Origin of the sequence: Gluconobacter cadivus (genome assembly GCF_015244745.1) — a bacterium.
Taxonomy (GTDB): Bacteria; Pseudomonadota; Alphaproteobacteria; order Acetobacterales; family Acetobacteraceae; genus Gluconobacter; species Gluconobacter cadivus.
The window spans coordinates 217,084-233,213 of record NZ_JABCQI010000002.1 but is presented as its reverse complement, the minus strand read 5'-3'; the positions used below and the strand labels follow the sequence as shown (position 1 = coordinate 233,213).

The 16,130-nt window shown below is 62.5% G+C and carries 17 protein-coding genes; 10 read left to right on the top strand and 7 right to left on the bottom strand.

All coding sequences use genetic code 11. From position 1 onward, the window contains the following. Nucleotides 1-45 precede the first annotated feature (45 nt). Nucleotides 46-1,560 carry a tetratricopeptide repeat protein gene (locus HKD28_RS03955; RefSeq protein WP_194267032.1) on the top strand — a complete coding sequence of 505 codons (1,515 nt, stop codon included), beginning with the start codon at nt 46-48 and terminating at the stop codon, nt 1,558-1,560. 77 nt (nt 1,561-1,637) lie between these two features. Here the strand turns inward: HKD28_RS03955 and infC are convergent, their stop codons facing one another. The 5 genes from infC to HKD28_RS03930 form a co-directional block, all read right to left on the bottom strand. Further along, nucleotides 1,638-2,159: a translation initiation factor IF-3 gene (gene infC, locus HKD28_RS03950; RefSeq protein WP_194253940.1), complete on the bottom strand. Its 522-nt coding sequence runs from the start codon at nt 2,157-2,159 to the stop codon at nt 1,638-1,640. 153 nt (nt 2,160-2,312) lie between these two features. Further along, nucleotides 2,313-4,250: a threonine--tRNA ligase gene (gene thrS, locus HKD28_RS03945; RefSeq protein ID WP_194261169.1), complete on the bottom strand. Its 1,938-nt coding sequence runs from the start codon at nt 4,248-4,250 to the stop codon at nt 2,313-2,315. Nucleotides 4,251-4,363: 113 nt separating this feature from the next. Then, on the bottom strand, nt 4,364-5,419 hold the full coding sequence (locus HKD28_RS03940) for a glycosyltransferase family 2 protein (RefSeq protein WP_194267031.1): 1,056 nt from the start codon (nt 5,417-5,419) through the stop codon (nt 4,364-4,366). After that, complete coding sequence (locus HKD28_RS03935) at nt 5,416-6,336, bottom strand: glycosyltransferase family 9 protein (protein WP_194267029.1); 921 nt, start codon at nt 6,334-6,336, stop codon at nt 5,416-5,418. The genes HKD28_RS03940 and HKD28_RS03935 overlap by 4 nt, the downstream gene beginning before the upstream one ends. Nucleotides 6,337-6,416: 80 nt before the next feature. Then, nucleotides 6,417-7,082 carry a nucleotide exchange factor GrpE gene (locus HKD28_RS03930; protein ID WP_194261172.1) on the bottom strand — a complete coding sequence of 222 codons (666 nt, stop codon included), beginning with the start codon at nt 7,080-7,082 and terminating at the stop codon, nt 6,417-6,419. A 162-nt stretch (nt 7,083-7,244) separates the two neighbouring features. On the opposite strand from HKD28_RS03930, the gene HKD28_RS03925 reads away from it, so the two are divergent. Further along, the gene (locus tag HKD28_RS03925; protein ID WP_062031216.1) at nt 7,245-8,015 is read left to right on the top strand and encodes a response regulator transcription factor; all 771 of its coding nucleotides are present in this window, start codon (nt 7,245-7,247) and stop codon (nt 8,013-8,015) included. Nucleotides 8,016-8,021: 6 nt separating this feature from the next. Beyond that, nucleotides 8,022-9,872 carry a stimulus-sensing domain-containing protein gene (locus HKD28_RS03920; RefSeq protein WP_194267027.1) on the top strand — a complete coding sequence of 617 codons (1,851 nt, stop codon included), beginning with the start codon at nt 8,022-8,024 and terminating at the stop codon, nt 9,870-9,872. Between the two features lie 134 nt (nt 9,873-10,006). Here the strand turns inward: HKD28_RS03920 and HKD28_RS03915 are convergent, their stop codons facing one another. Next, entirely contained in the window at nt 10,007-10,366 is a 360-nt protein-coding gene (locus tag HKD28_RS03915; RefSeq protein ID WP_194267024.1) for a UrcA family protein, read from the bottom strand. 169 nt (nt 10,367-10,535) lie between these two features. Further along, the gene (locus HKD28_RS03910) at nt 10,536-10,886 is read right to left on the bottom strand and encodes a RidA family protein (RefSeq protein ID WP_194261175.1); all 351 of its coding nucleotides are present in this window, start codon (nt 10,884-10,886) and stop codon (nt 10,536-10,538) included. Nucleotides 10,887-10,978: 92 nt separating this feature from the next. Here HKD28_RS03910 and HKD28_RS03905 point away from each other — a divergent pair, with 92 nt between their 5' ends. From HKD28_RS03905 to HKD28_RS03875, 7 genes are read left to right on the top strand one after another with little or no spacing between them, the layout of a single operon-like run. Next, nucleotides 10,979-11,452, top strand: a complete 474-nt coding sequence (locus tag HKD28_RS03905; protein ID WP_194267021.1) for an HPr kinase/phosphorylase — start codon at nt 10,979-10,981, stop codon at nt 11,450-11,452. 34 nt (nt 11,453-11,486) lie between these two features. Further along, entirely contained in the window at nt 11,487-12,455 is a 969-nt protein-coding gene (gene rapZ, locus HKD28_RS03900; protein WP_194267019.1) for an RNase adapter RapZ, read from the top strand. Further along, complete coding sequence (locus tag HKD28_RS03895) at nt 12,452-12,892, top strand: PTS sugar transporter subunit IIA (protein ID WP_099285746.1); 441 nt, start codon at nt 12,452-12,454, stop codon at nt 12,890-12,892. The genes rapZ and HKD28_RS03895 overlap by 4 nt, the downstream gene beginning before the upstream one ends. 14 nt (nt 12,893-12,906) lie before the next feature. After that, on the top strand, nt 12,907-13,197 hold the full coding sequence (locus HKD28_RS03890) for an HPr family phosphocarrier protein (protein ID WP_194267017.1): 291 nt from the start codon (nt 12,907-12,909) through the stop codon (nt 13,195-13,197). Beyond that, nucleotides 13,190-15,052, top strand: coding sequence for a phosphoenolpyruvate--protein phosphotransferase (gene ptsP / locus HKD28_RS03885; RefSeq protein WP_194267016.1), 1,863 nt, complete (start codon nt 13,190-13,192; stop codon nt 15,050-15,052). Before HKD28_RS03890 ends, ptsP begins: the two co-directional genes overlap by 8 nt. Before the next feature lie 57 nt (nt 15,053-15,109). Continuing rightward, the gene (locus HKD28_RS03880) at nt 15,110-15,664 is read left to right on the top strand and encodes a Fur family transcriptional regulator (protein ID WP_194261181.1); all 555 of its coding nucleotides are present in this window, start codon (nt 15,110-15,112) and stop codon (nt 15,662-15,664) included. Nucleotides 15,665-15,669: 5 nt separating this feature from the next. Further along, nucleotides 15,670-16,125: a hypothetical protein gene (locus tag HKD28_RS03875; RefSeq protein ID WP_194267015.1), complete on the top strand. Its 456-nt coding sequence runs from the start codon at nt 15,670-15,672 to the stop codon at nt 16,123-16,125. Nucleotides 16,126-16,130: the final 5 nt, after the last annotated feature.

The following is a 16,130-nucleotide window of genomic DNA, read 5'->3' as shown; positions in this document are numbered from 1 at the left end:
GGTTTCTTAGGGCGCTTTCGCTACCACGGAAAAAAAGGAGCCCTCATGCCCAATTCTTTCTGTGTGCTGGCACAGGATATTCTCGCTCTGGCCGATGCGGGCGACGTATCTGCTGCATTCGAAAAGCTGAACGAGGGCGTTCAGACCCTCCCTGAGGAACCGCATTCCGCATTTCTGGCGGGATGTCTGTATGAACGCCTCAAGGACTGGCAGCAGGCGCGGCGCTTCTATCTCCAGAGCCTGCATCTGGACGTCAATGTCCCGCGGATCTGGCACCGTCTGGGAATTGTCTGTCTGGAAGGGGGCGATCTGGATGGGGCGGAGCGGGCTCTGAAGGTCGCCATTCAGCAAAAACCGTCCGAAGCGCCTTATTACGTCGATCTGAGTCTGGTTCAGGCTCGTAAAGGCGTGTTCGATGAGGCTCTGGAGAACGCCATAACTGGCGATTCCCTTTGCCCGGATCATGTTCCGGCCATCAATAATATTGCTCACGCGCTCCAGTGCCTTGGCCGGAGTGAAGAGTCGCTTCCCCATTATGATCGCGCCATTGCTCTGGCGCCGGAAAACGGCGTCTGTCGTTTCGGACGGGCCGTCAGTCTTCTGAAAATCGGAAATTTCGAGGCTGGATGGCGGGAATATGAATGGCGCTGGCGGTGCAGCCAGACGCCGCGCACGGATCTTTCCGTCCCGCATTGGGAAGGAGAGGATCTGACAGGCAAAACCATCCTGATCCATCACGAACAGGGCTATGGCGATACGCTTCAGTTCATCCGTTTCGTGCCCCTGCTCAAGGCGCTTGGAGCGACGACCATAGTGCAGGTTCCGCCTACGCTGGTTCGGCTTCTGGAGCGGATGGACGGCATTGACAGGGTCATCTCGGTTCTTGAATCATCATTGCCTCTGGATCTGCATTGTCCGCTGGTCGGTCTGCCGATGCGTCTGGGTCTGACACCAGACACGGCTCCAGACTGTCCGTATCTGTCCGTGCCTGCTGAAGAACAGGAACGCATTGGTGGTGCGCTGCGGCAGAGCGTGGCGCAGGCGCCAGACCAGCCCGAGCTGATCGTTGGGCTGGTCTGGAATGGTGATCCGCGCCCTCATGATTCCGTCGCCACGCAGGTGGATCGCCGCCGAAGTGTGTCTTTGGAGAAACTTGCCCCTCTGATGGGTGTGGAGGGAATCCGGTTCGTCAGTTTTCAGCTTGGTGCTGCGAAAAACCAGATTGCTGAAACCGGACTGCCCGTGATTGACGTCACGGACGGGATTGTGGATTTCGCCGATACTGCGGCCCGGCTGTATGGTGTGGATCTGCTGATCAGCGTCGATACGTCCATGGTGCATCTGGCGGGTGGACTCGGTTTGCCGGTCTGGATGATTTCGCGGAGTGACGCCTGCTGGCGCTGGGGCGAAACCGCGTCCACGACGCCGTGGTATCCCAGTATGCGAATTTTTCGTCAGCCACGTTCAGGAGACTGGGAGACCCCCGTGGCCGAAATTGCGGGTCTGTTGCGGCAGTTCGTCGCGCTGTATCGGACGAATCTCGCGGCCGAAGCGGCTTAAGACGCAGGGCATAAAAAAAAACCGGCCGTCTCCTTTTCAGGAGAGGCCGGTTTTTCAGTCTCTGGATGACCTCTCCCTTAGCGGGGAGCGATCACCATCAGCATCTGGCGGTTTTCAAGGCGGGGCATCTGCTCCACCTTCGCCTTTTCCTCGACTTCCTGCCGGATACGCTCAAGCATCTTGATGCCGAGCTCCTGATGGGCCATTTCGCGACCCTTGAAGCGCAGGGAAATCTTGACCTTGTCGCCTTCGTCAAGAAAGCTGTGAATGGCCTTGAGCTTCGTCTGGAAGTCATGCTCGCCCGTACCCGGACGAACCTTCACTTCCTTGATCTCAACGACCTTCTGCTTCTTGCGGGCTTCGTTCTTCTTCTTCTGCTGCTCATACTTGAACTTGCCGTAGTCGAGAATCTTCACGACAGGAGGAACAGCGGTCGGGCTGATTTCCAGCAGATCGAGACCCACCGAAAAAGCGCGCATCATGGCATCCCGGGTCGTCATGATGCCCTGCATTTCGCCTTCTTCGTCAATCAGACGAACCTGCGGAACACGGATTTCCTCGTTGACGCGCGGTCCTTCACGGGTGGGCGCGGCCTGCATCGGCGGTCTAGCTATGGTCAGCTCCTGTCATCAGTTTCGTTCGGGTCCGGCAGCCTGTATCCGCCTTCACGCAGAAAGGCGGGATACGGCCATTTCCGATCCCGTTCCTTCTGCACATAGTCCTGCCTTACGCGCGGTGCAAGGGGATTACGTTCAATCCTTTGTCGCACGCGCGATGTCAGGGGCCTGAGCCTCTTTCGCGAGAGCCGCAACGGCTTCGTCGAGCGACAGGATTTCCTGCGTCGCGCCCCCCAGACGCCGCATGGCGACCTTGCGTTCCTCGGCTTCGCGACGACCAACGACCAGAATGACCGGAACGCGCGCAAGGCTGTGTTCGCGGATCTTGGCGTTGATCTTGTCGCTGCGGATGTCGGTTTCGACCTGGAGTCCCGCTGCCTTCAGCGTCGCGGCGACTTCGTTGGCATAATCGCCGGCATCGGAGACGATGGACGCTACGACAACCTGCGTCGGTGCCAGCCAGAGTGGGAACTTGCCGGCATACTGCTCGATCAGGATGCCGATGAAGCGCTCGAAACTGCCGAGAATCGCGCGGTGCAGCATAACCGGACGATGACGGTTGCTGTCCTCGCCGATATAAGAGGCGTCCAGACGTTCCGGCAGGACATAGTCCACCTGAAGCGTACCGCACTGCCAGTCACGGCCGATGGCGTCCGTCAGCACGAATTCCAGCTTCGGGCCGTAGAACGCGCCTTCGCCCGGATTGTATTCGTACTCGACGCCCGCGATTTCGCAGGCTTTCTTGAGCGCGCCTTCCGCCCGATCCCAGACCTCGTCCGAACCCGCCCGCGTTTCCGGACGGTCCGAGAATTTCACGCGGAAGCTCTCGAATCCGAGGTCGGTGTAAACCTCGGCCAGCATTGCCACGAACTTGGCGGTTTCGTCCGCGATCTGGTCGTCCGTGCAGAAGATATGGGCATCGTCCTGCGTGAAGCCGCGCACGCGCATGATGCCATGCAGCGCGCCCGACGGTTCGTAACGGTGACACGCGCCGAATTCGGCCATCCGCAGCGGCAGTTCACGATAGGAACGCAGGCCGTGGCGGAAGATCTGCACGTGGCACGGGCAGTTCATGGGCTTCAGCGCGAGGGTTTTGTCTTCGTCCTCGACGCTCGCGATGAACATGTTCTCGCGATACTTGTCCCAGTGGCCCGAAGCCTCCCAGAGTGCACGGTCCACGAGCTGCGGAGTGCGGACTTCTTCGTAGTTGTTCCGCTCCTGCGCACGGCGCATGTAGTCCTGAAGGACCGTGTAGAGACGCCAACCCTTGCGGTGCCAGAAGATCTGTCCGACGGCTTCTTCCTGAATATGGAAGAGGTCCATCTCGCGGCCGATGCGGCGATGGTCGCGCTTTTCGGCTTCCTCAAGGCGCAGGAGATGGGCGTCCAGCTCCTTCTTGTCGCGCCAGGCGGTGCCGTAGATGCGGGTCAGCATGGGGTTGCGGTGGTCGCCGCGCCAGTAGGCCCCGGCCACGCGCATCAGCTTGAACGCCGTGCCGACATCGCCGGTGGTGCGCAGATGCGGGCCACGGCACAGGTCGAGCCATTCGCCCTGACGGTAGATCGAGATCTGCTCGTCTTCCGGCAGGTCCTGAATCAGCTGGGCCTTGAAGTCCTCGCCCTTCTCTTCAAAGAAGCGGATGGCCTCGTCACGGTCCCAGACCTCGCGGACGAACGGCGTGTTGGCCGCCACGATCTCGCGCATCTTTTCTTCGATGGCCGGGAAGTCCTCTGGGGTAAACGGCTTCTCGCGGGAGAAATCGTAATAGAACCCGTCCTTGATGCTCGGCCCGATCGTGACCTGCGTTTCAGGCCACAGGGACTGCACGGCTTCAGCCAGAACATGCGCCGCGTCATGGCGGATCATTTCCAGCGCGTCCTCATCCTTGCGGGTGACGAACTTGACGGACGCGTCGCTGCTGATTTCGGTGCTGATATCGACGGGCTTGCCGTCTACTTCCATCGCCATGGCGGCCTTGGCGAGGCCTGGTCCGATGGAGGCGGCGATCGTCGTGCCCGTCACCGTCCCGTCGAATGTGCGGACGCTTCCGTCGGGGAGTGTGATGGCGGGCATGGAGATCGCTCCTGTGCGAGTGGGACCGGCAGATCGCTCTGCCGAAAAATGAACGGGTAAATGGCCTCAATCCCCGTCCCGCCGCAACCCCCAGACGAACAGTCGAACCGTTTTCAGGTCGCTTTGTCCGTCTGGATCACCAGAGGCGGCGCATCATCGGGATCGGACTGCCGCCCTTCGTCCCATCCGAGCGTGACATAATGGAGGAGGGGCCAGATCCCGTAATAGGCGTCCTGCGTCACGTCCGGATTGCTCCGGGCATAGTATAGCGGATCGAACACCCGATATTCGTGCTGCTGCCCGTCGTTCCGTGCCCGATGGGCCACAAAGCCGGACGGGATGCTGAGTGGAGGGTGCGGAACGCTCTCTCCCGTGCCCAGCAGGATGTCCGGATCGACGCCCAGATCGCGGAAGCGCTGCGCGATCTGGGGTGCATAGATATTCGGAACAGGCCGGTAACCGGCAGAAAAAGCCTCGGCGTCCGTACGGAAATAGAAGTGAAGATGTGTCCCGTCCGCAGGGTGTTCCAGTGCTTCGCCTGTGTCTGTGGCAGTCAGTTTCTGGCGCGCAAAGCGGCGGATATCTTCATAATCGGGGCGGTTGTGCAGATGGAGATGCACGAAAGGCGTACGGACATAGCGCTCAGGATAAAGGCTTTGGGGATTGTGGAAGCCGCGGTCCAGACTGACGATCGTTCGTGCTTTGAACAGACTGCGCCGGACGATCTGGGGCAGGTAATAATCCGGCGCCTCTGGCACGTTCAGCAGTAGGCGTTCGGTAATGAAGGTCGCGTTTTCCTGCTCCAGATAGTCGAACTGTCGGCGGATAACGTCAGGATCGAGCGAAAGCTGGTCCAGAAAAACCGTCAGGAACTCGTCGCAATCCAGCGGGACGGCAAAATCGTAGGGCTCTTCTGCATCCCACTGGCGGATGATGCTCGCGATGACCTCGCCCTTGTGCAGGAAATCACTTGGCAATGCATGATCCCGGACGATCCGCACGCCTTTTTCTTCATACCGGCGCTGGATCTCCAGAACGGCGGGATCGGTCGACCCATTGTCGATTACGGTCAGGCTGGGAAAGCCGAAAATCGCCGCGTGCCACAGAATCCAAGGCTCCAGCAGGGTCGCCTCGTTCTTCTGCATCATGACGCAGCGGATTCGGGTCATCGGGACAACAGGGCGTTCATGCAGGTCTCGACCCGTTCCACGGGCAACATCGCCAGATCGGGCACCACGATCAGCTCTGTTCTGCCGGACGTGAGGGTGAGGGGGGCCGTCAGGCGCGGATCGCTGTCGGGGCCAAACAGCGTGAGGCAGGGTGTGTCCATCGCGGCCGCCAGATGCATCGGGCCGGTGTCGTTGCCGATCACGAGGGAGGCACGGTCGAGCACGCCCGCGAGTTCAACCATCGTGGTCTGGCCCGTCAGGTCGAGGGCCGCTGGGCAGACATGCAGGATGTCCTGAGCCAGAGGCGCTTCGGTCCGGGTTCCCACGATGACCGGACGGATGCCCTTCGCGGCAAGGGATTTTGCGATTTCGGCGAAGCGGGCGCTGGGCCAGCGTTTCTGAGGGCGGTGAGGGGCTGCGCCCGGCACCAGAACAGCATAGGGGGTAGCAATCTCCGGTCCATGGCCCTGAAGCCAGCGCGGAACACTGCGCGGCAGGGGCGTGACCCCGGCGTCATGGAGCTGATCGTCCAGCCGAGCAAGGGTGTGCATGGCGTTGCGCGACGGATTGCCGTGCGGATGGCAGCAACCATCGGAAATGCCGGACCAGTTTGCGGGCTGTCCTGCGAGGCGGAAATAGGTTTTGGAGCGACCGGAGGTCTGAAGGTCGAACACCCGGTCATAGCCGCGCAGTTTTCGCGACAGGTGCCACAGCCCCGGCAGATTCCGCATCGACGGGCGGTCATCCGTCAGGATCTCGTCGAACCACGGCGCGGCGCGGGCCAGATCCACGAAAGGCGCGGTCGTCAGAAGGGTCAGCGTGGCGTGGGGGAAGGCGGCCCGGATGGACGCGAAAGCGCCGAAAGCCTGAACGAAATCGCCCAGCGCGCCGAGTTTTATGACAAGTATGCGACTCATGAGCCGACTTTAGCAGGGTGTTGCGGAACGCCAACCGTTCCCGGCTGCCGTTCCGCAAAGAAAATCGCCCCTGTGGACAATTAGGCCGTGGTGTCGACGCCCTGCGGTGCCGCAGCCGGTTCGCCCTTGGCGACCACGACCATGGCGGGCTTCAGCAGGCGGCCCTTGAGCAGCCATGCCGGCGTCCAGGCCTGCATGACATGGCCAGACGGATGCTGGTCGGATGGCTGTTCCGCCATCGCCTGATGCAGGTTGGCGTCGAACGGCTTGCCGGTCGGGTCTTCGCAGGTGATGCCGTTGCGTTCGAGAATGCCGAGGAACGAGCGCTGCGTGCCTTCGATTCCCTCACGCAGCTTCGTGATGAGGACGTCTTCGCCTTCCGTCTTGGCGGGTAGGGAGGCCAGACCGCGCTCAAGATTGTCAGCGGCTTCCACCACATCGCGGGCGAATTTCTGGATGGCGTACTGGCGGGCATCCTCGATATCGCGTTTGGCGCGGGCGCGGATGTTCTGGCTTTCGGCTTCGGACCGAACCCAGCGGTCCTTGAGTTCCGCAACCTCGGCTTCAAGAGCCTCGATGCGGGCTTCGGGAGTCGTCTCTTCCAGCGTTTCACCGCCGGTTTCGTTCATGCCCGGTGTCTCGTGACCGGAGGTCTCGACGCCCTGTTCAGGCACGTCATGGGCCGTTTCCGGCGAGGCGTTGTGGTCTGTCATGTCACGACCTTCTTTGGTGGGACGGGCCATCATGCGGCCCCGTTCTTCTTCAGGAGATAACGCTGATTGTCCTAAAGACAAGGGTTGCGCCGTCGCATAACGACGCATCATGTCATTGAAAAGCCTATTTTCCGCCATCATGGATCATGGGTTATAGGTAAAAAGCCGCAACAGTTCTCAGCAGACGGACCCCTTATGGAGACGCCCCGAACCCCCTACGCGCCGCCCGCGCCTGCCTCGCAGACGCCGCCCGGAGCTTCCGCCGCGCCGATTATCGCGCTGGTGGACGATGACCGGAACATTCTCGCGTCGGTTCAGATGACGCTCGAAGCCGAAGGATTTACCGTCCACACCTACACCGATGGCGAAAGCGCGTTGCAGGGCATCACGTCGCGCCCGGTCAGCCTCGCCGTTCTGGACGTGAAGATGCCGCGCATGGACGGCATGGAACTGCTCCAGCGCCTGCGCTCGCGCTCGAACCTGCCGGTCATTTTCCTGACGTCCAAGGACGAGGAGCTGGACCAGCTCATGGGCCTGCGTCTGGGGGCCGATGATTACATCACCAAGCCCTTCTCCCAGCGTCTGCTGATTGAGCGTATCCGCGCTTTGCTGCGTCGTCAGGATGCCAGCCGGGCCGAGGCCACGGGTGTGGCAGCCGTCGGCTCCGCCATCGTGCGGGGCAAGCTCTCGCTGGACGAGACGCGCCATCAGTGCCTGTGGGACGGGCAGGACATTGCACTCACGGTCACGGAGTTCCTGCTGGTCAAGGCTCTGGCTCTGCGTCCGGGGATGGTGAAGTCGCGCGATCAGCTCATTGATGCCGCCTATGGCGACAACATCTATGTCGATGACCGCACGATCGACAGCCATATCAAGCGCGTGCGCAAGAAGTTCCGGCAGGTGGACGACGAGTTCAACCAGATCGAGACGCTCTACGGCATCGGCTACCGCTACCGGGACGAGTAAGCGCGCGTGGATGATGATTCGGAGGCTTTTCCGACAGGCCATATTCTCGATGCCGAACGGCTGGAACAGGGCCGGGACCGGCGGCGTGCCGAATCGGCCCGGGCTGGTCTGCGCGCGGGCCTGGGCGAGTCTTTGCGGAGGATCGGCGCAAAGATCCTGAAGCGCCTGCGCCCGCCCCGGGCTTCGGAAATCTCGCTATCGCGGCGGCGTCTGGCGTCTCCGCTTCTGGTGCGAATTCTGCTGCTTAACGCCCTGCCGCTCGCCCTTCTGGCCGTCACGCTGCTGTTTCTGGACCAGTTCCAGAACGGCCTGCTGGAAACCGACGTCAACGCCCTGCGCGAACAGGCGCATATCTATGCTGGCGCGCTTGGCCAGTCCGCTGTCAGGGTGAACGCGCATGGGCCGGGCCACCCCGCGCCCGGGGGTAATCTGGAGCTGGATGTCGCGCAGGCCCGCCCGCTTCTGGCCAGCTTGACCGAGCCGAGTCCGAATGCTCACGCCCTGCTGTTCGATCCGGACGGCAAGCTGGTCGTGGACAGCCGCACGGCATCGCGCCGCAAACAGGACCATGCGCTCCCCGATCTTGCCGACGGTACGCCGTGGCAGCCGCCGCGCAACAATATTCTGGAAAGTTTCTACGACTGGCTGCTGTCGCTCCTGCCGCTGACCTCCAGCGAGGAAGTCACGCTCGACACCAACGATACCGCCATGGACGGTCCGCATGATGCCCGGCCGCTCCAGTCGCAGGCTGAACTGCCACCCTTCATCCGGCGCACCAAGGACCATCAGCTTGTCGTGACAGTGGTGGAGCCGGTTGTCCGTGATGGTGTGACGGTGGGCGAAATCCAGCTGACCCGCCACGCGCCGGAAGTGGACCGCACGCTGTTTGCCGTCCGGTCCTCGATCCTGTCGCTGGTTCTGGCGGCGCTTGTCGTGACGGTGCTGCTGTCGTGGTATCTGTCGCTCACGATCGCCCGTCCGCTGCTGACGCTGGCGCGGGCGTCCAACGACATGCGCGAGGCGGATGGGCGCAAGGATCTGGTGCCTGAACGGCTTCTGGTCCGTCGGGACGAGATCGGCGTTCTGGCCCGCTCGCTTCGGGGCAGTGCGCTCGCGCTCTGGGCGCGGATGGACGATATCGAACGCTTTGCCGCCGATGTCAGCCACGAAATCAAGAACCCGCTTTCCTCGATTCGCTCCGCCGTCGAGACGCTGCCGCGCATCCAGATCGCCGAGCGTCGTGACCGGCTGATGGGGATCATCAACAGCGACGTCAAACGGCTGGACCGTCTGATTACTGACATTTCCGACGCCAGCCGGATTGATGCCGAACTCTCCCGCGTGCGCCCTGAACCCGTTTCGGTCGTCGCCCTCCTCGCCATTCTTGCGGAAATGCACCAGACCACCCGCCGGGAAAACGATCCCGTGCTGCGTCTGGACGTCCGCGATCAGGACCCGCCGCTCAAGGCGCTGGCCGTGGAGGATCGTCTGGTGCAGGTGCTGCGGAACCTGATTGGCAATGCCGTCTCGTTCTCGCCGCCGAAGGGTATCATCGCGCTCCATGCCAGTGCGCGCGACATCGCAGGCAGCGGGCCGGGAACGGGGAGTGTGGTGGAAATCACCATCACCGATCAGGGCCCCGGGATTCCGCCCGGCAAGCTGGAAAGCATTTTCGACCGCTTCTATTCAGAACGCCCCCAGACCGAGAACTTCGGCCAGCATTCCGGCCTCGGGCTCGCGATCAGCCGGCAGATCATTCACGCCCTGCGCGGCAACCTGTTCGCCGAGAACCGGATGGATGCGTCCGGCGCGATCAGGGGTGCCTGTTTCGTGGTGCGGCTCCCCCGCGCGTCCTGACGCTGCCATCCGGCCTGTTCCCTGCACCGTAATGGCGGCCTCCGGGAACAGACCCGCGATCGCGCCCGGAATAAGGGCTGCCGCAACAGGCAGCGCCAGAATCAGGGCCGCAAAAGCGGGCCGGGACATGGCCGTCACTTTCCGGAGGAAAGAGCGAGGAGCACATGGCCGGTCTGGTGGCGCGCGCGCTGCTGGTCCCGCAGGACGTAAAGATCCTCATGAGCGCGGGAGATCGCGTCCTGCTCGCAGTCGGCGCCATCGCTGTCCACCAGCCAGTTGTCCTGAATGAGCTTCTGGCAAACGGCGTGGGACGCCTGGGTAATTTTCTGGTTGGCGATGGTCCAGTCGCGCGTAGTCCTGAGATCCAGCGACGAGAGGTCGATTTCCGTGCTGGTCGTCCCGATCCCGCTGGGAGCGGCATGGGCGGCCTGAAGCGGCAGGGCGAGGCTGGCGGTGGAGAGAGCGCAGAGCAGCAGAGTGGAAAAACGGGTCATGGCACGACATTCCTGAAGTCGGTTCCGACGCTGATTGCGTCTGGAAATCTTCAATGCAGGAAGCGTGCCAGTTTTTATTTTCAGTCAGAAAAATTCGATCTTCAGCAGGCTGAAAATGAATTATTTCGGCAAAATCATAAAATCCGCCATGAAGTGGCGTATTTGTTCACTATCCGTGAGGTGTGGCTGTCAGGCTGAGAGCGATGCGCTGTTCGGGTAGGGGGAAACGCTGCACGATCCGCAAGGTCAGGGCCGGTTTTGCTGCGCCCAGAGCCTCGTTCAGGGCTGTCTGACACTGGTTGAACGTCTGTCCCTCGCGGATCATGGCCGCGACATGTCGGGTATGGTTCAGCGTGAGGCCATGATCGGCCAGCGCCAGAGAAATGGCCGACAGTGCTGCCTGACATTCATCCGTCAGCCGTCCGGGGCGGTCCCCATCCGGGCTGAAACCGCTGAAATCCGTGCAGGTAACCTCGTCTCCATGTACGGTGACGGTCGGGGAGGGGAAGGATGTGCCCATGGTGGTTCTGAGTCCTGATCCATGTCAGGGGGCCGTCATGCCCCTGTCCGGCCCAAGGTCTTAGTCTGCTCCTGAGGAGGTCGCAATCCGTCATGTCTGTCCCGACATCCCTGCCTGAAGGTTCGGTCCATGCAAGTTGTGTGGCGTGGAACGGGGCAGCTGTCCTGATTTCAGGGCCATCGGGCGCGGGGAAATCGGAACTGGCTCTGCGGCTGATGGATGCAGGATTTGACCTCGTGGCGGATGATCGTGTGCTGCTGGAAGGCGCGGTGGCTTCGGCCCCGGCGCGACTTGCGGGGCTGATCGAGGTCCGGGGGGTAGGAATCCTGCGGACATCTTTTGTTGCGAAAGCGACGGTCCATCTACGGGTCTGTCTGGGGCAGGGGCAACCCCGCCTGCCCGAATCGTGCCGGGACCCCTGGACGGGTGCGGTAATGTTGTGTCTGGAGCCCGGTTTTCCGGGAACGGTGGCCCGGATAAGGGCGGCGCTCAAAGCCTGTTGCGGTTCTTATGAATGGGTTGCAGGGGCCGGAGAAACGCTAAAAAAACGTGAAGGTTTGAAATAGTTCCGTACCAAAAGAAAAAAGGCTAGAGTGTGGCATGGCATCGGCGAACCATCCCGAGTCTGGCTCCTTATCCGGCTATGGTCACGGGTCCCGTCGGATCCTGATTGTAACGGGTCTGTCCGGGGCGGGAAAATCATCCATATTGCGGGTTCTGGAAGATCTGGGTCATGAGGTCGTGGACAACCCACCTCTGAACCTGATCCAGGCGCTCGCCTCACGGGCCGGACAGAACCTGGCCATCGGAATCGACGTCCGCAGTCGCGGGTTCGAAGCCTCCCGCGTTCTTGAAGAACTGGAGCGCCTTCGCCTCCTGCCGGACTGTGTGGTGCAGCTCCTCTACGCCACTGCCGAACCCGAAATCCTTCTGCGTCGCTTCACCGCCACGCGCCGCCGCCATCCGCTGGTGACCAGCGGCACCATTCTTCCCGGAATCGAGCAGGAAACCGCCCTTCTGGCCCCGCTGCGCGCCAATGCGGATCTGGTGATCGACACGTCCGACCTGCCCTCGCCGGAGCTGCGCCAGCTGATCGAGACGCGCTTTGGCTGCTCGGGTGGGGACGGGCTGACGGTTGCGCTGATGTCCTTTGCCTATCCGTCAGGTCTGCCGCGCGAAGCCGACATGGTTTTCGATGCGCGTTTCCTGCGTAATCCGCATTATGATCCGTTCCTCCAGCCCATGACCGGTCTGGATGAGGCAGTTGTGCAGTACGTGAAGTCGGACCCGGCCTATCCCGCCTTTTTCGGCCATATCCAGAGCCTTCTGGAACTGGTGCTTCCCCGTTTTGTCGCGGAAGGCAAGAAATACGCCACCATCGCCATCGGATGCAGCGGCGGACGCCATCGCTCGGTGACGATCGTGGAAGAACTGGCCCGTATTCTCCCCAAAGCCATGCCGGTCGGGCCGATGATGGTTCTGCACCGCGAACTCGCCCGCAAAGGGGTGGCCCCCCGACGCTGGGCCGTCCCTCCACAGGATCTTTCTTTACAGGACAGAACAGTATGATCGGACTCATGCTGATTACGCACGGACGTCTTGGCGATGTCCTGCTGGAAACGCTGGTTCATGTCGTGGGGCCGCAGACTCAGGTGGGCGTGGTCGGCGTTGCGGACGATGACGATCCCGCCGTGCTGCGTCCTGCGGCCGAGCGCCTGCTCCAGCGCCTCGATACTGGCGATGGCGTGCTGGTGCTGACGGATATCTTCGGAAGTTCGCCTTCTAATCTGGCGCTGTCCCTGCGCGAGCCGGGGCATGTTGAGGTCGTGTCGGGCGTGAATGTGCCGATGCTGGTCAAGCTGGCGAAAACACGTCGCGATCTGGACCTTGCGGGTTGCGTGGAAAAGGCCACAATGGCGGGGCGGAAGTATATCGCCGTGGCGTCACAGCTTCCCGCCCCCTGCCTCCATGGAGGGCCGCGTGCCTGTACGCTGCCGGTTCATTGAATCGAGTTCGCTGAATGAGTGATACGACCCTGTCCGTTCCGCCGCGTACTGTCAGCATTGTCAATCATCTGGGCCTTCATGCCCGCCCCGCCGCCAAGATCGTGACGACTGCCGAGCGCTTCGACGCTGAAGCCACGATTGCTCACGGCTCCAATGTCGTCTCCGCCCTGTCGATCATGGGACTGATGATGCTGGGGGCCGGAGAAGGGCAAGACGTGACGCTCCGGGCTCATGGGCCTCAGGCGGTCGAGGTGCTCGATGCTCTGGAAGCCCTGATCGCGGACGGATTTGGCGAGCGTGACTGAAACGCCGCCCCGCCGCCGCTCTTCCCGACAGCCCCGCCGCAGCGCGTCCTCCAGTACGTTTCTTCAGGGCAAGGCCATCACGCCCGGTATGGCACTCGGCCCTGCCGGACGGGTTGAAGCCCTCCCGCTGCCCGACATCACTGAACGCTACAGCGCCATCGGGCCGGAGGCAGAGAACGTCCGTCTGGACGAAGCCATCGCCCGGGCGTTCCATCAGATCGAGAAAATGCGCGACCGGCTGGTCGGTCTGCCGGAAGAGGGGCGTGCGGAAATCGCCTCCCTCCTGACGGTCTATGAACGCATGCTCGGTCCGTCGCGGCTGGTGCGTCAGGTGCGGGAGCGGATCGCGGGTGAGGGGCTCTGTGCGGAGGCAGCCGTTTCGGATGTCACGCAGGAACTGGCGGCGCAGGTTTCTCGCATGGCTGAGGCTGTGGCGCGGGAAAACAGCGCGCAGGACGCCGACGCCAATCTGCGTCTGGCGGGCGAGTTCGAGGAAGTCGGGCGTCGCCTGATGCGGAACCTGACCGGCATCTCCTATCGCGCGTTTTCCAGCCTGCCTCCCGGTTCCGTTCTGGTGGCGGAGCAGCTCCGACCGGCCGATGTCGCCATGATCGACCCCGCGCGCATCGCGGCGGTCGTCACGCAGGGCGGGGGCGGCGCGGATCACACCGCGATCCTGCTGCGCGCGCTCGATATTCCCGCCATTCTCGCCGTGCCGAACCTTATGGCGCAGGTTCAGGAAGGCGAGATGCTGGTCGTGGACGGGCATCTCGGGACCGTCATGCTGTCGCCCAACGAAACTGAACTGCGTCTGGCGGCGGAAGCCGCACAGTGTGAGGTCAGGGAAAAGCGGGCGTTCGGGCGGCTCAAGCGCTTGCCTGCTCAGCTACAGAGCGGCGAGGACATTGAACTTTCGGCCAATCTGGAATTGCCCGCGGAAATGCCGATGCTGCTGCGCAATGGTGCGAAGGGCATTGGCCTGCTGCGCAGCGAGTTCCTGTTTGGTGAACGCGAAGACCTGCCGGACGAAGACGGCCAGACGGACGCCTATCGCGCCATCGTGCAGGCCATGGACGGCCGTCCCGTCACGATCCGCGTGCTGGACTGGGGTGGCGAGAAAGGTCGGGCCTGTATGCGTCGGCTGGGGCTGGCGGAGCAGGTGGCGGATGGTGGCAATCCTGCGTTGGGCCTGAGAGGCGTGCGTCTGCTCCTGCGGGTGCCGGAGGTGCTGGAAACGCAGTTCGCCGCGATCCTGCGGGCCGCCGAGTCTGAAGAAGGCGCAGCCATCGGTCGGGTGCGGATTTTGCTGCCGATGGTGACGTCCGCAGACGAAATCGTTGCGGCGCGGGAGATCTATGACCGGGTGGTCCGACGCCTCAAACGCAAAGGCCATACGTTGCCCGATCCGCTGCCGCCGTTGGGGATCATGATCGAAACTCCCGCTGCCGCTCTGACGGTGGATACGCTGGCCCGGCACGCTGATTTCATGGCGCTCGGCACCAATGACCTGACGATGTACACGCTCGCCGTGGACCGTTCGGATTCCATGGTGGCGGACCGCTACAGTCCGCTTCATCCGGGTGTGCTGCGGCTGATCGAGGCGGCGGCGGATTCGGCCCTGAAGGCGCGCCGTCCGATTTCGGTCTGCGGGGAAATGGCGTCTGATCCGCGCGTGGTGGCGCTGTTGATCGGTCTGGGTCTGCGGTCCTTTTCCATGAACTCTGCGTCCCTGCCGCGTGTGAAGCGCCTGATCCGGACCCTGACGCTCGAAAACTGTGACCAGCTCCGCCGACAGGTGATGCTGGAAAGCGATCCGGACGTGATCCAGGATCTGGTGCGGCAGTTCGCAACCTGACACTGTTTGCGCGTGGGTCTCTCGGCAAAGCGGCGCGGGGATGCCATATTGACGTCCATGCCGGATTCTTCTGCCACTGCTGATACGCTCGTCTTTTCGTCCGAAGTCACACAGCGCCTCGACCTCACGGCCGAGTGGTGCCAGCGCAACGGGCAGCGCCTGACCGAGACGCGTCGGCAGGTGCTGGGGCTGATCCTGTCCAGCGAGAAGCCGTCCGGGGCTTATGATCTTCTGGCCAGACTGCGCCCCGCCCATCCAAAAGCCGCCCCGCCTACGGTTTACCGGGCGCTGGATTTTCTGCTGGAAAACAGCCTGATCCACCGCCTGGAGCGGTTGAGCGCCTTCGTGGGCTGTTCGCATGCCGTGGAGTGTCCGCATGGCTGCAACCACCATGACGAAGGCGGAATGCACCGGGCGCAGTTTCTGATCTGCCGAGGCTGTGATCGGGCGTGGGAACTGGAGCAGGAGGCCATCGCGCCGGTTCTGACCCGTGCCGCGCAAAGCATGGGCTTTAAGGCCGAGTCCGCGACCGTCGAAATCGAAGGCCTGTGCGTGGCCTGCCAGAAAGCCGGTGCCCTGCCGGTACGCCGTCCGAAAACCACGGCAGGCTGAAACGCATGGGCCGCCGTCGTTCCCCGTCGTCGGCGCCGCTGTTTGAAACGCTGCCCCAGTCCCGTCGTCCGCGCCCGGAAAATCCGCTGCCCCGCGTTTCTGTGGCCTCGACTGACCAACTGGATCTTCTGGGCTGGAAGCCGCCGCTGACGCATCTGGATGCGGGAGAGGTCGAAGCCTGTTTCCTGTCTCCTGTCGGGTTCCGCCCTCCGTCCGGGGAGGCGTTTGTGTATCATCTGACGGATATCGTCAGCGCCCGGATGATTGTGGAAAATGGCCTGTCTCTGACGGACGGCCTCCGGTTCCGCACGGCCGCGCATCTGGCGCAGGATCTTGCGGATGCTCCGGTGACGGAAGATCTGGGGATCGTGCGTGTCCGGCGGCGTTTGATCCAGCCCTGGCTGACGGCAGATCGTCAGGACGGCCGTCCGTGCTATGTGCTCGGTCCGGAAACATCATGAGAGGC

Excerpts from the sequence above, each read along its gene's own strand:
- HKD28_RS03955 (WP_194267032.1), top strand. The coding sequence starts at position 46 with ATGCCCAATTCTTTCTGTGTGCTGGCACAGGATATTCTCGCTCTGGCC.
- infC (WP_194253940.1), bottom strand. The coding sequence starts at position 2,159 with ATGCAGGCCGCGCCCACCCGTGAAGGACCGCGCGTCAACGAGGAAATC.
- thrS (WP_194261169.1), bottom strand. The coding sequence starts at position 4,250 with ATGCCCGCCATCACACTCCCCGACGGAAGCGTCCGCACATTCGACGGG.
- HKD28_RS03940 (WP_194267031.1), bottom strand. The coding sequence starts at position 5,419 with ATGACCCGAATCCGCTGCGTCATGATGCAGAAGAACGAGGCGACCCTG.
- HKD28_RS03935 (WP_194267029.1), bottom strand. The coding sequence starts at position 6,336 with ATGAGTCGCATACTTGTCATAAAACTCGGCGCGCTGGGCGATTTCGTT.
- HKD28_RS03930 (WP_194261172.1), bottom strand. The coding sequence starts at position 7,082 with ATGATGGCCCGTCCCACCAAAGAAGGTCGTGACATGACAGACCACAAC.
- HKD28_RS03925 (WP_062031216.1), top strand. The coding sequence starts at position 7,245 with ATGGAGACGCCCCGAACCCCCTACGCGCCGCCCGCGCCTGCCTCGCAG.
- HKD28_RS03915 (WP_194267024.1), bottom strand. The coding sequence starts at position 10,366 with ATGACCCGTTTTTCCACTCTGCTGCTCTGCGCTCTCTCCACCGCCAGC.
- HKD28_RS03910 (WP_194261175.1), bottom strand. The coding sequence starts at position 10,886 with ATGGGCACATCCTTCCCCTCCCCGACCGTCACCGTACATGGAGACGAG.
- HKD28_RS03905 (WP_194267021.1), top strand. The coding sequence starts at position 10,979 with ATGTCTGTCCCGACATCCCTGCCTGAAGGTTCGGTCCATGCAAGTTGT.
- rapZ (WP_194267019.1), top strand. The coding sequence starts at position 11,487 with ATGGCATCGGCGAACCATCCCGAGTCTGGCTCCTTATCCGGCTATGGT.
- HKD28_RS03895 (WP_099285746.1), top strand. The coding sequence starts at position 12,452 with ATGATCGGACTCATGCTGATTACGCACGGACGTCTTGGCGATGTCCTG.
- HKD28_RS03890 (WP_194267017.1), top strand. The coding sequence starts at position 12,907 with ATGAGTGATACGACCCTGTCCGTTCCGCCGCGTACTGTCAGCATTGTC.
- HKD28_RS03880 (WP_194261181.1), top strand. The coding sequence starts at position 15,110 with ATGCCGGATTCTTCTGCCACTGCTGATACGCTCGTCTTTTCGTCCGAA.
- HKD28_RS03875 (WP_194267015.1), top strand. The coding sequence starts at position 15,670 with ATGGGCCGCCGTCGTTCCCCGTCGTCGGCGCCGCTGTTTGAAACGCTG.